Source organism: Halosolutus halophilus (genome assembly GCF_022869805.1).
Taxonomy (GTDB): domain Archaea; phylum Halobacteriota; class Halobacteria; order Halobacteriales; family Natrialbaceae; genus Halosolutus; species Halosolutus halophilus.
The window spans coordinates 2,765,926-2,779,883 of record NZ_CP094974.1; the positions used below are offsets into that span (position 1 = coordinate 2,765,926).

9 protein-coding genes and 1 pseudogene are annotated in these 13,958 nt (G+C 64.6%); 3 read left to right on the forward strand and 7 right to left on the reverse strand.

Annotated features, from left to right (window positions below):
* Nucleotides 1–28: 28 nt before the first annotated feature.
* Nucleotides 29–1,348, forward strand: coding sequence for a glutaredoxin 3 (grxC, locus tag MUG98_RS13495; protein WP_265107968.1), 1,320 nt, complete (start codon nt 29–31; stop codon nt 1,346–1,348).
* A 10-nt stretch (nt 1,349–1,358) separates the two neighbouring features.
* On the opposite strand, the gene MUG98_RS13500 is transcribed toward grxC, so the two are convergent.
* From MUG98_RS13500 to MUG98_RS13510, 3 genes are all read right to left on the reverse strand, one after another.
* Nucleotides 1,359–1,535 carry a hypothetical protein gene (locus tag MUG98_RS13500; RefSeq protein ID WP_265107969.1) on the reverse strand — a complete coding sequence of 59 codons (177 nt, stop codon included), beginning with the start codon at nt 1,533–1,535 and terminating at the stop codon, nt 1,359–1,361.
* A 322-nt stretch (nt 1,536–1,857) separates the two neighbouring features.
* Nucleotides 1,858–3,444, reverse strand: a complete 1,587-nt coding sequence (locus tag MUG98_RS13505; protein WP_265107970.1) for an HTTM domain-containing protein — start codon at nt 3,442–3,444, stop codon at nt 1,858–1,860.
* A gap of 373 nt (nt 3,445–3,817) precedes the next feature.
* Entirely contained in the window at nt 3,818–6,184 is a 2,367-nt protein-coding gene (locus MUG98_RS13510; RefSeq protein WP_265107971.1) for a BGTF surface domain-containing protein, read from the reverse strand.
* A 581-nt stretch (nt 6,185–6,765) separates the two neighbouring features.
* Between MUG98_RS13510 and MUG98_RS13515 the strand changes: the two genes are divergently transcribed.
* Nucleotides 6,766–7,989, forward strand: a complete 1,224-nt coding sequence (locus MUG98_RS13515) for a hypothetical protein (RefSeq protein ID WP_265107972.1) — start codon at nt 6,766–6,768, stop codon at nt 7,987–7,989.
* Between the two features lie 99 nt (nt 7,990–8,088).
* On the opposite strand, the gene MUG98_RS13520 is transcribed toward MUG98_RS13515, so the two are convergent.
* From MUG98_RS13520 to MUG98_RS13530, 3 genes are all read right to left on the reverse strand, one after another.
* Complete coding sequence (locus tag MUG98_RS13520; RefSeq protein ID WP_265107973.1) at nt 8,089–8,883, reverse strand: VOC family protein; 795 nt, start codon at nt 8,881–8,883, stop codon at nt 8,089–8,091.
* Between the two features lie 48 nt (nt 8,884–8,931).
* On the reverse strand, nt 8,932–10,647 hold the full coding sequence (locus MUG98_RS13525; RefSeq protein ID WP_265107974.1) for a Na+/H+ antiporter NhaC family protein: 1,716 nt from the start codon (nt 10,645–10,647) through the stop codon (nt 8,932–8,934).
* A 125-nt stretch (nt 10,648–10,772) separates the two neighbouring features.
* Nucleotides 10,773–11,885, reverse strand: a complete 1,113-nt coding sequence (locus MUG98_RS13530) for an OBG GTPase family GTP-binding protein (RefSeq protein WP_265107975.1) — start codon at nt 11,883–11,885, stop codon at nt 10,773–10,775.
* 179 nt (nt 11,886–12,064) lie between these two features.
* Here MUG98_RS13530 and MUG98_RS25555 point away from each other — a divergent pair.
* Nucleotides 12,065–12,211: pseudogene (locus MUG98_RS25555) on the forward strand (hypothetical protein); the annotation flags it as partial.
* A gap of 241 nt (nt 12,212–12,452) precedes the next feature.
* Here the strand turns inward: MUG98_RS25555 and MUG98_RS13540 are convergent.
* A complete protein-coding gene (locus MUG98_RS13540; RefSeq protein ID WP_265107977.1) occupies nt 12,453–13,805 on the reverse strand; it encodes a tRNA(Ile)(2)-agmatinylcytidine synthase in 1,353 nt (450 codons plus the stop codon).
* Nucleotides 13,806–13,958 lie beyond the last annotated feature (153 nt).

Here is a 13,958-nt window from a genome sequence, read left to right on the forward strand (position 1 = left end):
TTTAGGCCCAGTTTCCCAATGCATGGGCATGAACGACCAGCCCCGCGTCGAGATCTATACCAAGGACGACTGTCCCTATTGTGACAAGGCGAAGTCCCTCTTCGACAGCAAGGGAATCGAGTACGAGGAGTACAACGTCACTGGCGACGACGAGCGCTTCGAGGAGATGGTCGAGCGGGCCGACGGCCGGAAGACCGCTCCCGAGGTCTTCATCGACGACGAACTGATCGGCGGCTGGGACGACACCTGCGAACTCGAGGAGACGGGCGAACTCGACGAGAAGTTGGGCATCGCGGACGGGAGCGGAGACGAGGTCGAACACCGAAAACTGATCATCGCGGGAACCGGGATCGCCGGCCTCACCGCAGCGATCTACGCCGGCCGCGCGAACAACGAGCCGCTGGTCATCGAGGGCGACGAACCCGGCGGGCAACTCACCCTCACGACCGACGTCGCGAACTACCCGGGCTTCCCCGAGGGGATCAGCGGTCCCGACCTCGTGAACAACATGAAAGAGCAGGCCAGGCAGTTCGGCGCCGAACTCGAGAACGGAATCGTCGAGTCGGTCGACGCCTCGTGTCGGCCGTTCCGCGTCGAGTTGACCAACGGCGACGTCTACACCGCCGACGCACTCATCGCCGCGTCGGGCGCGAGCGCGCGGACGCTCGGGATCCCTGGCGAGGACGAACTCATGGGCTACGGCCTCTCGACGTGTGCGACCTGTGACGGCGCGTTCTTCCGCGGCGAGGACATGCTCGTCGTCGGCGGCGGCGACGCCGCCATGGAGGAAGCGTCCTTCCTCACGAAGTTCGCCGACACCGTCTACATCGCCCACCGACGCGAGGAGTTCCGCGCCGAGGACTACTGGGTCGATCGCGTCCACGAGAAGGTCGAGGAGGGCGATATCGAGATCATGAAGAACACGGAACTGATCGAACTCCACGGCTCCCAGGAGGCCGGCGTCGACTCCGTGACCCTCGTCGAGAACGAGAAGGGCCACCCGACCGATCGGCTGGACGACCCCGAGACCAACGAGTTCGAGTTCGACGTCGGTGCCGTCTTCCTCGCCATCGGCCACACGCCGAACACGGAGTACCTCGAGGGCACCGGGGTCGAGATGGACGAGGAGGGCTACCTCCGCACCCAGGGCGGCGACGGGGGCGGCCAGACGGAGACCGACGTGCCCGGCATCTTCGGCGCCGGTGACGTCGTCGACTACCACTACCAGCAGGCGGTGACCGCCGCCGGCATGGGGAGCAAGGCCGCACTCGACGCCGACGAGTACCTCGAGGACCTCGAACGGGCGAGTTCGAGCAGCGAGGCCGAGCCCGCCGCTGCAGACGACTGACGACGACCGACTACTCCTCCGTCCAGCGATCGGCGAGCAGCGCCGCGATCACGACGCCGAAGGTCAGGGCGGACGACGCCCCGAGAACGGGATCGTCGAACGCGAGCACGAACGCCACACCGATCAGCCCCCCGATCGGCAACCCGATACCGAGCGCTTTGACGGTTCGTTCCGCCCGTTCGTTCATCCCACCACCCGCTCGATCGGATCGGTCTGCCAACCCAGCACGGACGTACGTGTGCCGTCCCGAGGCTTCAGTATACTGATCGCGACCGCACACCGAGTGCGTCGTGATCGATCTCTCGGCCACGCGATCAGGAGCGCCGCCCGCGGCCGACTCGAGGGCCTCCAGATCCGGCGCGGCCCGACCACCGGTCCGCGATACGGAGGGCGCCGAGAACGGGGACGAGCGCTCCGATCGTATCTCAAGCCCTCGAGCGATCGTAAGAGTCCCCGCGAGCGTCCGTAAGAGTCGACGATCGATGTGCGACGCGGAGACGGGCCCGGTGTCAGGTGTCGCGTTGTACGAACTCGCCCGAACAATCGTACTCGATCAGCTGGTACTCGGTGACGTCCGGGGCTTCGTCGTACGGGCCGGATCGATCCGACATGCCGTAGACGGTGAGGGTCTCGACGTTCGTCTCGTGGGTCCTATTCCAGCGCTCACAGAGGTAGTTCGCGAAGTACGATCGATGGTTCTCGTTGTCGGCGTACCGCATGTTCGACACGTACTTTCGCTCGCGCGCGGTGTCGTAGGTCGTGTCGACGTTCGGGGGCCGATCCCAGTCGACTTCCGAGTCGTGCAGGACGTCGACTTTCGACCCGTCTTCCAGTTCACCCGGAACGACGAGCCACTGTGCCGTCGAGGTCGGGTTGGGCGCGAACATCCGCCAGCTCTGATCGGCTTGCAGCGTGTCGAGGATCTCCGCTCCCGGATCGGGGACTTCGGTGTAGCCGACCGCCTCCCCGTTCGAGAGAACGACGAGGACGAGCAAGAGCCACGGGATCACCGTCGCGAACAGGACGCGACCGCGAGCGGCGACGGCCGAGAGCGACGGCGCTCGCGGACGATCCACGTCCGGAACGTCGAATTCGGGGACTGCGAGAACGGGTACCGTGGTCTGGAGTCGCTCAAGGGCCCGACGAAGGGGTGCAGCGATCCCGAGTCGCGCCGACACGGCGACGGCGCCGTCCCAGGCGCGAGGCGGGTAAAACAGCAGCAGGCCCGCAACGACGATCAGGGGGAACAGATCGATCCGGAGCGTGACGAGCATCCCGAGGTGCATCCCGGCGAACAGCGACGCGATCGCCGCCCGCCCGAATCCGGTCAGAAGGAGCAACAGCGGGGACAGGAGAATGAGCCCCATCCACGCGTACGTGAAGGCGCGCAACAGCAGGACCTGGTCCGCGAGGACGTTCCCGAGCAGAAACGTGAAGTGATCGGCCTGGAAGATGTAGACGACCGCCTCTCCCGCCATCCACTCGTCACTCTGGGTCTTGTGGATGGCGTTGGTCACGTACATGAGGAGGACCTGCAGGAGGACTGCCATCGTCCCCACGGACACCACGGTCGGACTCTGCCGATCCCGATCGACCCGCCGCGCGTCGACCGCCCACCGCGACCCGAGGGGCAGGAAGATCCCCCAGAAGAGGAGCATCCGGAATAGCACGTCACCGCCGTTGATGATCATCGGGTTTCGAAGGTGCAGCGAGATCAGCAGGACCCACGAGACGATCGTCGCGATCCGCGTTCGATAGCCGACGAGCAGCGCGACGGCGACCACTCCTGCGACGCAAAACAGGAGCGCCTGCACCCACGCCTCACCCGAGATCGCGTGCAGGGAGTAGGAGTAAAGCGGCGAGTAGTCCGAGTACAGCGCTTCGCGCGGGAGCACGCCCGCGTCCGTGTAGAAGGTCTCGAGCTTCCGCGCCCGTCGGAGGAGGTCGACGAGCAACAACGCGCCGAGCGCGATTCGAAACGCCGCGAGGGCTCGCCGATCGATCTCGAATCGACGCTGGACGCCCGCCGCGAGTCGGTCCAGGCCGTTCGTGATGCGATTCCGTACGGTTGAGCGTCGTTGCCGATCCGGTGTCATTGTGTTGAGAGTCCGTCTGTCACGACTCTCGGGCAGATCGGTATAAGCTTGTTGAACGGTGAAACGATCGTTTCACGAACCGCGGGACCGCCGCTTCCGTCCGGACGGCCGTTCGAACCGATCGATCGCTGCCGAGCCGTCACGAGCGTATCGACCGTCGGCGCCTCCGATGGACGGTCGGTCGCGGCCGATCGGACGGCCGGTCGTCGATCGTCGTCACGGGACGTCGGTTCCTCGCGCCGAGTCGCTTCGTTGCGCCGAAGAGCGTCGAGGAGCGTCGATCGTGGCGGGCGGCGTGGCCGTCGCTGGCCGGTGTAGTCGCCGATAAAAATGAAATCGCAAGGGCCGGAACGAATTCCGGTAGTTCTACAGCTTAGTTCTGGCGGCGGAGTGCCAGCATGGCGGCTGCGAGCAGTGCGAGTGCAGCGACAGCAGCGCCGAAGCCGGGCGTTCCGTCCGAGTCGCCGGTGTCGTCGCCGTCGTCGTCGCCGGTGTCGTCTTCAGAGTCACCGTCGTCGCCGGTGCCGTCGTCGCCGTCACCGTCGTCGCCGGTGTCGTCTTTCTTCTCTTCTTCGACGGTCAGGGTACCGGACTTCTCGGTTTCACCGTCGACGAGCAGTTCCCAACTGTACTCACCAGCTTCGTCAAGCGTGGAGGCGAAGGAGGCCACGTCCTTGGACGCGCCACCCTCGAGTTCGACCTCGCCGCTGTCCACGGTCTCGCCGTTGAAGGTGAACTCGTAGGACGCGTTACCGGTCTCTTCGCCGCCGTTCTCGACCGAGATGGACCCTGTGACCTCGTCACCGGGCTTCGCGGTTTCGGGGGCGTCGACGCTCCACTGGAGGTCAGCCGGTTTCGGCTTGTCACCAGCGATGAAGGCGCCTTCCGTGCTGTGTTCTGCACCGTCGACCGACGCCTTGACGGTGCGGATGTTCTCGCCAGCCTCGTGGCTGCTGAGGTCGAACGTCGTGGTCATCACACCGTCGGCGTCGACTTCAGACTCGGCGGTGTAGATGTCTGCGGTTGCACGCAGGCGGAAGGTACCTTCCGTGCCGGGTGCAACGTTCGTTTCGGCGGTGAGCTGCTCTTCCGCGCTGTTTCCAACGACGAGGCGCTCGTCGTCGTTGTAGCTACCGGCCAGTTCGATGTTCCGCTGTTCGACATCGAACTCTGCGTTGGCCATTTCGCTCTCGCCGTCAGCAACGTACGCGCTAGCGTCGGTCACGTGGAACGAGGCGTTCCACGTCTCGCCAGCGTCAAGCGTTTCGCCGGCGGGTCCTTCGATCGTGTTGACCGGAACGAGGACGTAGAACGTGTCCTCGTCTTCGTTAACGACGATGTCGTAGCTACCACTCGTCTCGTCGCTGAGGGAGAAGCTGTCTGCGGAGCCGTAGCGCGGCGTGGCGGTGTCGTTGAAGTTGAACTCGAGACCCTCGTCACCGGTCCAGTCACCGCCGTCGAACGCGTAGCCGTAGATACCGGACGCTTCGACTTCGGTGACCAGGTAGTCGCCCGTTGCGACGTAGTCGCGCTCCGTGGCGGAGTCGGCGACCGTCTCAGCGTCGAGGTCGTCTGCGTCAGCGATGTCGGACGGTGCGACCCACGTGGTCATGTCGCCGGTCGATCGCTCGGTGAAGAGCATGATCGCGGCGTCCGTTTCGGGACCACCGTTCGTAACGCCGACTTCCAGTTCGTAGTCACCGTTGAGGAGACGCGTGTCGGTCCAGGTGTTGGAACTGTCAACTTTGTCACCATCGAGGTACTCCGTGACAGTTACGTCAGAGGTAATGTCGTTACCCTCGTCGTCCTCGGCAGTGACGAGAGTCTCGCCATCGTGACCTGCTGCGTACGAGTTGAACTCGAACGTCACGTTTTCCGTGTCATCAACACCCGAGACCTGGATGTTGGCTTTGTAGTAGTCTTCTGAGTCGGTGACGTTGACCCAGAGGTTGTCAGTCGCTTCGTGCTCGACGGTGAACTCGCCGACGTCACCGATTTGCTCTTCGTAGGTGTTCGAGTCGAAGTTCGCGGTGGCGTCAGTGTCAGAGTTCGTGATTTCAGCGGTGTCTTCTGCCGTGGTGTCGGCAACTTCGACCGTGAACACGTAGTCGCCAACTTCCTTGTTGGAGAAGTCAGCGGTGACGCTGTCGCCTTCACCGGCATCGTTGACGGTGACTGCGACCTTGTCCATGTCTTCGACCTGCGTATCGTCGCCGAAGATGTCTTCGAGGTCGTCCGCACTGACCGACTCGTTGTCGTACTCAGCGCTGATGTGGAGGGTGACATCCTCACCATTTCGTGGGACGTCACTGACGTCCTCGTAGGTGAGGTTAACTTCGCCACCGTTGACGACGCCGTTCTCGAATTCAGCATCGATCTGGTGCTCGTTCACCCAGAACGTGCCGGTAGGGGTGTCGCTCTCACCGTGCTCGATCGAGTATCGACCAGGGTCAAGATCGGTCGTGTCGAACTTGGCAGAACCGCTCTCGACACGGAGGTTTTTGACGACTTCGTCGCCCTGGACGAGGTCAGCGGGCGATTCTAGGTTGGTGACTTTGACTGTTTGACCAGCCCAGACGTCATCTTCGTCGATACTATCTGCGTCGAGTTTTGTGTCGAAATCGCTGCTCGCAACGGCGGCACCCGAGAAGGAGGCCGTCATCGCGACAACGGAAAGTACCATAAGCGCGGCCAGGAACGCGGCACGTCCCTTTTCGCGATAGGTCGTTTCGCTTGTCATGTGTTGTGTGATTATTTCGTGTTGAGTAGTTCGCGCACGATTCGCCTGGAGAGTGGACCAACCACCGAGATTACCGTCGTGATGGTGAGCCCACACCGGGTAGGGGTATCCGGGTCTTTCGCCAAGTCCGTAATAAGCTTTCTGTCTTATACATCGTTTTTCCCAACAGTACGTAATTCGGTATTACCGCAAGAGGGGAGCGCGGTACTCGTCTTGGAACGGCGTTCTTCACAGACAAATTGGATTCCAGGCGAAACCGACTTTTGTGACGCCCTAGCAGGTAGTAATGGCGACTAGACCGCACTAATTGGAGGCGACGACATCGACGAGAAGACCGGAGCGACGATCGGAGAGTCGGTCTGCGACAGTGCCGCCGAGGGCGACTCCGCATCGTCGACAGCGGATCTCCATCAGCGAGAGGGGGAACGAAATCAGCGTCGCCGTCACAGAGATCGAACCGTGGCGCGATCGGCCCGCGTACGCGGTCGATAATATATTATTATCGAGAGACTCCTTCTCCACGGGCCGAAGATTACACGAATCGACACGACTATAAGAACGAGTTTTCAAATGTGAGAGATATGGAACTAGATCGGCGGGCACTGCTCGAACTCGCTGGCGCAGGTGCGGCGGTGTCGATGGGAGCGACGGCCGGCTGTCTCGACACCGTCGGACTCGACGACGGCACCGGCGACGGCGGCCAGGGCGACGGCGACGGGAGGGGCGTCCCGGCGTACGCCCGGTGGGTGTCCTGGGACGAGGAGAACGACGGGACGTTCTACGCGTACGTCGACTGGAAAGGGCTCTCGGAGCTCGACGACTTCGATGCAGGGGCGGAGCTGAACGGGTCCGTGGGCGAAGCCGGCTCGACCGACGGCGGCGAACTCGACGACGAGAGCGTCTTCGAGCACGACGACCCGATGCTCGCACTGCCGTCCGTGAGTATCCTGATCGTCGCGCTCGGGGCCGGCTTCGGTCTCGTGGGCACCGGCCTGTCCGGACTGCTCTCCCCGGCCGACGGTGCCGACGACGAAGCGGACGAAAACACCAGCGAAACCGACTTCGGCATGGGCGAGACCACGGCGGCCGACTTCGAATCGGCGGTCGAGGCGGTCCTCATGGTCAACGACGCGTTCGTCCTGGTCGGCGACGTCGACACCGACGAAATCGACGACACGTTGACCGAGCCGCCGGAGAGCGAGTGGGGGTTCAAGACGGTCTACGAGCAAACCGACGAGATCGGTGAATTCGTCGTCTACGAACCGGCCGACGACGGCGAGGACGAAAACTCGTTCAGCATGGTACAGGACCACGCGATCGCCGTCAGCGCGGACGCGATCGTCTTCACGACCGGCGACGAGGCCACCGACGCGATCGACGACGTCAGGGGCCCGATCGAGGCCGCTGCCGGTGACGGGAAGCGGGCCGCCGACGAGAACGACGACGTCGCGTGGATGCTCGAGGCGGCCGGCCACGGCCACGTCGCGTTCGGCGGCTACGGCGATTTCGACGACGAGACGGACGCCGCCGACGGAACGGGCGAGATGGAGATCGATCCCGAGGGGACCGGCGAGTTCGAGGAACTCGACGGCGCCAGGGGGGTCGTCGCGTCGCTCACGATCGACGGGGAGTCGGAGTCGACCGGCGAACTCGCGGCCGTCTTCGACGAACTGGACGACGAGGCGAAGGCCACGATCGAGGAGGAGTTCGGGTCCTCCGCCGACGACGTCTCTCACGACGTCGGCGACGATCGGGTCACCGTCTCGGCGACCTGGAACGAAGACGTCGTGGCCGAAGACCCGTAGCCGGAACTCGATTTCTCGCGGTTCTCGGTCGGCGTCGTGATCGGTGACGGCGAAGGTTCGTTACCCGGCGAACGAAAGTCAGACGCCCGGTGCGGGCGGCTAGAACGGGAACAGCGACTCGGCGTCGGGATCGCGTTCGAGCAGTTCGATCTCGTGGCCGTCCTGGTCTTTCGTGAACGCGTACATGTTGTCGTTGCTCTCGGGGTCGCGGTAGTCCGGTGCCTCGCGCTCGACGAGTTGGTCCCAGTCGTCTTCGAGGTCGTCGACCCGGACGCAGAGGTGGCCCCAGGCGTCGCCCATGTCGTAGGTCCGGCCGTCGTAGTTGTAGGTGAGTTCGAGGGACATCTCCTCGGGTGCCGCGCCCTCGCGCTCCACGAAGTAGTTCGCGAACGTGTCGGATTCCCAGCGGCCGACCTCGTCGTACTCGAACTTCCGGGTCCAGAAGCCAAGCGCCTCGTCGGCGTCCTCGACGCGGATCATGGTGTGGTCGAGCGACCACAGCGCGCCCTCGTCGGGGTCGCGCTGGACGATCTCGATCTCGTGACCGTCGGGGTCTTTGACGAACGCGTAGCGGCCGCCACAGGACTCGGGGTCGCGGTAGTCCTCGACGCCCTCGTCCATGAGTTGCTGGTAGTAGTCCTCGAGTTCGCCCTCCGGCACGCGGACGGCGATGTGCCCCCAGGCGTCGCCCAGTTCGAGGTCCGCCCCCTCGTTGTGGGTCAACTCGAGCATCGCTCCGTCCTCGTGCATGTCCTCGGGCCCGAGATAGACGATCGTGAACCCGTCTCCCTCGTGGCGGTCTTTCTCCTCGTAGTCGAGATGGGTCTGGTACCAGTCGAGTGATTCAGCCAGATCCGCGACGCGGATCATCGTGTGATCGAGCGTTCCGTCCATACGCGATACGTCACCTGCAGACGGCAAAAACGTGGCGAAGGCGGCGGTCTAGTCGACCTCTTTCGAGGCGGAACCGGGTTCGGTCTCCGGCCCCCGACTCCCGAGGTCCACCGCGGCGGAGGAGGGCCTGGGAGCGATGCCCTTGCGTCGGGCGTCGAGTTCGGAGAAGCCGTAGACGAGGCCGATCAGCAGGACGACGCCCAGCGGGAGGAAGATCACGGGCGGAACGCCGAGGAAGCCGTAGAGCGCGTAACACACGATCACGACGAGCAGGACGGTTCCGGCGTAGTACAGTTGGGTCCGGATGTGATCGATGAGATCGGCCCCGGTGAACGTCGAGGAGAGGACCGAGGTGTCGGAGATCGGTGACGTGTGGTCCCCGAAGATCGCCCCGGAGAACACCGCGCCGACCATCACCGGCATGAGTTCGAACGTGCCGGTGAGTTCGTAGGCGACGCGGATCGCGATCGGCGTGACGATGCCCATCGTCGCCCACGACGACCCCATGGTGAACGCGACGAACGCGGAGACGAGCAACACGACGATCGGGAGGATGGCCGGCGAGACGACGCCCTCCGCAGCGCCGGCGACGTAGCTTCCCGTGCCGAGTTCGTCGGCGACCGCACTGATCGACCAGGCGAGGACCAGGATCGTCACCGCGGTCAGCATGAGGTTGAACCCCTCGAGCACGGTGTCGACGCCGTCGCCGAGGTCGAAGAGGTCGTAGGCCAGCCCGATGACGATCAGGGTCGCGACCATCGCGAACGAGCCCCAGACGAGCGCGGCCGCGAAGTCGCCGGCCCCGACGACGTCGACCAGCACCTGCACGACGCCGTCGTTACCGATGGCCGTCGAGAGCGACGTCGTCGCGCCCGCCTCGGCCTGCTCGCCGACCCACGACTCGTAGCCGGTCCAGAACGCGCCGGCCAGCGTGACCGCGATCAGGACGACGATCGGCGCGAAGAACGTCCGGAGCATCGGCCGGTCCTCGATCGGCGCCCCCAGGTCCTTCTCGACTTCCTGGAGCGGTTGAGCGTCGTCGCGGTTCACTTTCCCCGTCTGCCAGGCGCGGTGTTCGGCGTCTAACATCTCGCCGAAATCCCGTCGCGACAGGACGATGACGCCCACCATGACGATCGCGAGCAGCGAGTAGGTGTTGAACGGAATCGATCCGACGAACGTCTCGAAGATGCCCGGCGTGTCGGCCGCGGCGACGTTGTAGTCGTCGCTCTCGACGAGGGCGGTGTATCCCTCGTCGATCATCGACAGCTGAAACGCCACCCAGCTCGAGAGGGCGATCGTCGCCACGGGTGCGGCCGTCGAGTCGACGATGTAGGAGAGCTTTTCCCGAGAGATGCGCATCTGATCGGAAATCTCGCGCATCGTACTGCCGACGATGGCCGTGTTGGCGTAGTCGTCGAAAAACAGGAGGATCCCCAGGATCCACGTCGCCAGGCCGGCGTTGCGCTGGGTCTCGAGGCGCGTCGTCGCCCAGTTGCGGACGGCTGACGCCCCGCCGAGTCGCCAGATGAGCGCGACTCCCGACCCGAGCAGGAGCGTGAAGATGAGGATCTGTGCGTGGAACACGTCCGCGATCGATTCGGCGATCCAGTCGAACGTCTGCCCGATGCCGAGACTGCCGGTCGCGATGACGCCACCCGACCAGATCCCGACGAACAGCGACAGGATCGGCCGACGCGTCCAGATCGCGAGCGCGATCGCCAGCAGCGGCGGTACGAGCGATAGGGCTCCGAACTCAGCCATATCTCACTACTCGATGGACGGGCAAATAATGCTACTGATTGTGATATTTATCGATCATATGCACTGGTTTTGACGATTATTCGGCCGATTCGGGGAGGGATCGTCAGCCCCAGGAGGGCAATCGGCTATCGCCGCAGAATCAGCTTGAGGACGTCCTCGTCCTCGAGGACGTGATCTTTGCCGACCTGCTGCTGGTCGTGGGTGGCGCTCGGCCCCGTGACGCGGGCGAACCGGAACCGTTCTTCCATCTCGCCGCCGAGTTTCTCGATCGCTTCGCCGACGGTCGTCCCGGCTTCGACGACGAGCGGTTCCTCCCAGTCGATCCCGCGGCCGGGTTTGTCCATGTAGACGCGGATGAGTCCGAGGTTCTCCCAGATCCGATCCTTGAGCGCCTCGAGACCCTTCTCCGCCTCGGCGCTGATGAACGTCACCTCTTCGGGGTCGAGTCCGCGCTCGCGCAACTGCTCGTCGACGGTTTCCTTGTAGTCGGGTTCGATCAGGTCGACCTTGTTCACGCAGGTGATCGAGGGGATGTACTCGCGGTTCTCCATCAGGCCGTCGATCAACCGATCGATCGTGACCCGCTCCTGGAGGTTGAGGTCGGCGTTGACGTAGCCGTGCTGGCGGAGGACGTCCTTGATCGTCCCCTCGTCCAGGTCCTGGTCGGTGCTCGAGGTGATTTTGATCCCGTCCTTGTGCTTCGGGCGGACGGTGACCCGCGGCGGCGCCCGGTCGACGCGGATGTTGATGTCGTACAGTTCCTCCCGGAGCCGATCGTACTGGTCGATTTCGAACACCGAGAGGACGAAGACGATCAGGTCGGCGTTGCGGACGACCGCCAGGACCTGCTGACCGTCGCCCTTTCCCGACGCCGCACCCTCGATCAGGCCGGGGACGTCGAGCATCTGGATGTTGGCCCCGCGATGGTTGAGCATCCCCGGATTGACGTCCAGCGTCGTGAACTCGTACGATCCCGTCTCGCTCTCGGCGTTCGTCAGCGAGTTCAGCAGCGACGACTTGCCGACGCTCGGGAACCCGACCAGTGCGACCGTCGCGTCGCCGTGTTTCTCGACGGAGTAGCCGCCGCCACCCCCGGATCCCGACTGCTGGTTCTCGAGTTTCTCCTTTTTCTCCGCAAGCTTCGACTTCAGCCGGCCGATGTGAGCCTCCGTCGACTTGTTGTAGGGCGTATTGGCGATTTCCTCTTCGATCTCCTCGATCTCCTCCTCGAGCCCCATTTGTCTGTATTCAACCGGTCGCGCGGAAAAACCCTTTCGAGAACCGCACGTCGGCGATCGAACCTCCCCCGGAATCCGTAACGGAGAACAAGAGTTTGTGGTCTGCAAAAAATAGAAGGCGATTCAGGAATCCAGCTCAAACGAGGATGGACTCAACAGTCCTACTCGCCGGGTTCGCCATGATCGTCGCCCTCCACCCGGTCTTCGTCCATCTCCGCCGATTCGCGTCGAACGTCGGCGCGGCGGCCGCCGACGACGAGCCGATCGTCGATCGCGAGGACGGCGTCGTCGTCTGTCTCGAGTGCGGCGCGGAGAACGAACTCGGATACACGTACTGCCACGGCTGCATCGAGACGCTGCCGGGCGCCGTCTCCCGGAGGAAATCGGGCGCGAGTCACGGCAGACGCGGGATCTTCTGCGCGATCGGCGGGCCGACGCCTGCTGAGCGGGTGGCGGGCGCGACCGCTCCGTTCCGACGATCGAGGATCGGTACCGGACGATACCGCGACGACACCGCCGTTGTGCACCGAAAACGGTCCCCACACCGGGTTCGGTCTCCCGCTCAGCCTACCGCTCCGGGTGCGTCGGCGCGTCGAACCCGCCGCGAACGAGGGGTTTCGCGACGTGCCGACGGGCACACGGCGGGACCTCGTACCAGCCGCGCTCGAGGCTTCGATCGAGGTCGATCTCGACCTTCTCGGCCGCGCTCGTCCCGCAGTCCCGACAGCGGTACCCCTGGTTCCGCCCGGCGCTCTCCATCGTGCGATCGCAGTCGGGACAGGTCGGCGTCACGCGCTCCGTGGTCACGAGGTCCCGGACGGCGAACTTCTCCAGTTTGAGCGTTCCGCGCGAGACTTCGCCGCAGACGGTGAGCCGATCGCCGATTCGTAGGGCCCGGACTCGATCGCGGAACCGCTTCGTGGGTTCGAAGGCGGCACACTCGAGTCGCGATCGCGAGTCGGTCCCGTCGGCGCCCGCCGGTGGGCTGGCGTCATCGGCGTCGTCGTCGGATCGTCCGTTCCGATCGGATTCGAGCGTGACGAAGACGTGGCCACCCCGACGCGTTTCGGGAGCAGTGGCCACCCGACCGTCGACGCGATAGGCGCGGCCGTCCGCTACCGTCTCGATCGAGCCCTCCTGCAGGTGGACGTCGGTCCCCTGGTTGGTCACGAAGAGCTGGCTCCCGGAGACGGGTTCGCTCTCGATGCGATCGGCGACCGCGCGCACGGTATCGGGGTCGTCACCGCGAATGCCGTGGAGGATCGGCCCCGGCGTGTGTGGCACGCAGACCGTCTCGTCCTCGCCGCGATCGACGGTGTCCCACACTGTCGGATACCCCCACTCGGCCGCGTCGAAGACGCTCTCGTGGTCGACCTCGCGGGCAGTTCCCCACCGATCGGGCTCGCGGTAGGAAATGTACTCGTCCGTCCACTCGTCGAGAGCGGCCCAGCTTCCGACGGCCGCCAGCGCACCGACGCGTCCGCGCCCGTTGCCGGCGCCCCACGATCGATAGTTGTGCCGGTCGATCAGGTCCGTCGCGTCCGCGACCGTTAGCTGCTCCCGGATCGCCCGCCACGTGAATTCGCGCACGTCGTCGGGCACCGCCTCGGGTCCGCCGTCGGCCACGACGAGCCCCGGATTCGTCCGCTCGTCCGCCGTCTCCGCCAGCGACGCGAGCCGATCGCGGGCGAGTTCGAACGCTCGATCGGGGTCGCAGTCGGTGTGGATCGCGAGCGCGGCGTTGCCCCGCGTCTTGTACTCGACCGCGGGGTTGAGCCGAACGAGGAGCAGTCGGGAGACCCCGCCGTCGGTTTCTCCGGCACCCTGGCGGCGCAGTCGCTCGGCGACCTGCGCCGCGACGTACGTCGTACACATCCCCCGCTCGCGGGAGTCCGTATCGTCGATTCCGACGACGGTCATCGTCCGTGGTTGCAACCCGGCGGAGTAACGCCTTTCGGGACGGCGCCGTCGCCGTGAAGAATCGTGAACCATTATATAAGGGTGGTGCCGTCTCGATCGGAGAATCGCGTGCCAGCACCACGGTCTAAGCAGGGAAACTCTCTTATACGAGGA

What these genes read in the sequence shown, in the direction of transcription:
- grxC (WP_265107968.1), top strand. Translation starts at nt 29, where the DNA reads ATGAACGACCAGCCCCGCGTCGAGATCTATACCAAGGACGACTGTCCC.
- MUG98_RS13500 (WP_265107969.1), bottom strand. Translation starts at nt 1,535, where the DNA reads ATGAACGAACGGGCGGAACGAACCGTCAAAGCGCTCGGTATCGGGTTG.
- MUG98_RS13505 (WP_265107970.1), bottom strand. Translation starts at nt 3,444, where the DNA reads ATGACACCGGATCGGCAACGACGCTCAACCGTACGGAATCGCATCACG.
- MUG98_RS13510 (WP_265107971.1), bottom strand. Translation starts at nt 6,184, where the DNA reads ATGACAAGCGAAACGACCTATCGCGAAAAGGGACGTGCCGCGTTCCTG.
- MUG98_RS13515 (WP_265107972.1), top strand. Translation starts at nt 6,766, where the DNA reads ATGGAACTAGATCGGCGGGCACTGCTCGAACTCGCTGGCGCAGGTGCG.
- MUG98_RS13520 (WP_265107973.1), bottom strand. Translation starts at nt 8,883, where the DNA reads ATGGACGGAACGCTCGATCACACGATGATCCGCGTCGCGGATCTGGCT.
- MUG98_RS13525 (WP_265107974.1), bottom strand. Translation starts at nt 10,647, where the DNA reads ATGGCTGAGTTCGGAGCCCTATCGCTCGTACCGCCGCTGCTGGCGATC.
- MUG98_RS13530 (WP_265107975.1), bottom strand. Translation starts at nt 11,885, where the DNA reads ATGGGGCTCGAGGAGGAGATCGAGGAGATCGAAGAGGAAATCGCCAAT.
- MUG98_RS13540 (WP_265107977.1), bottom strand. Translation starts at nt 13,805, where the DNA reads ATGACCGTCGTCGGAATCGACGATACGGACTCCCGCGAGCGGGGGATG.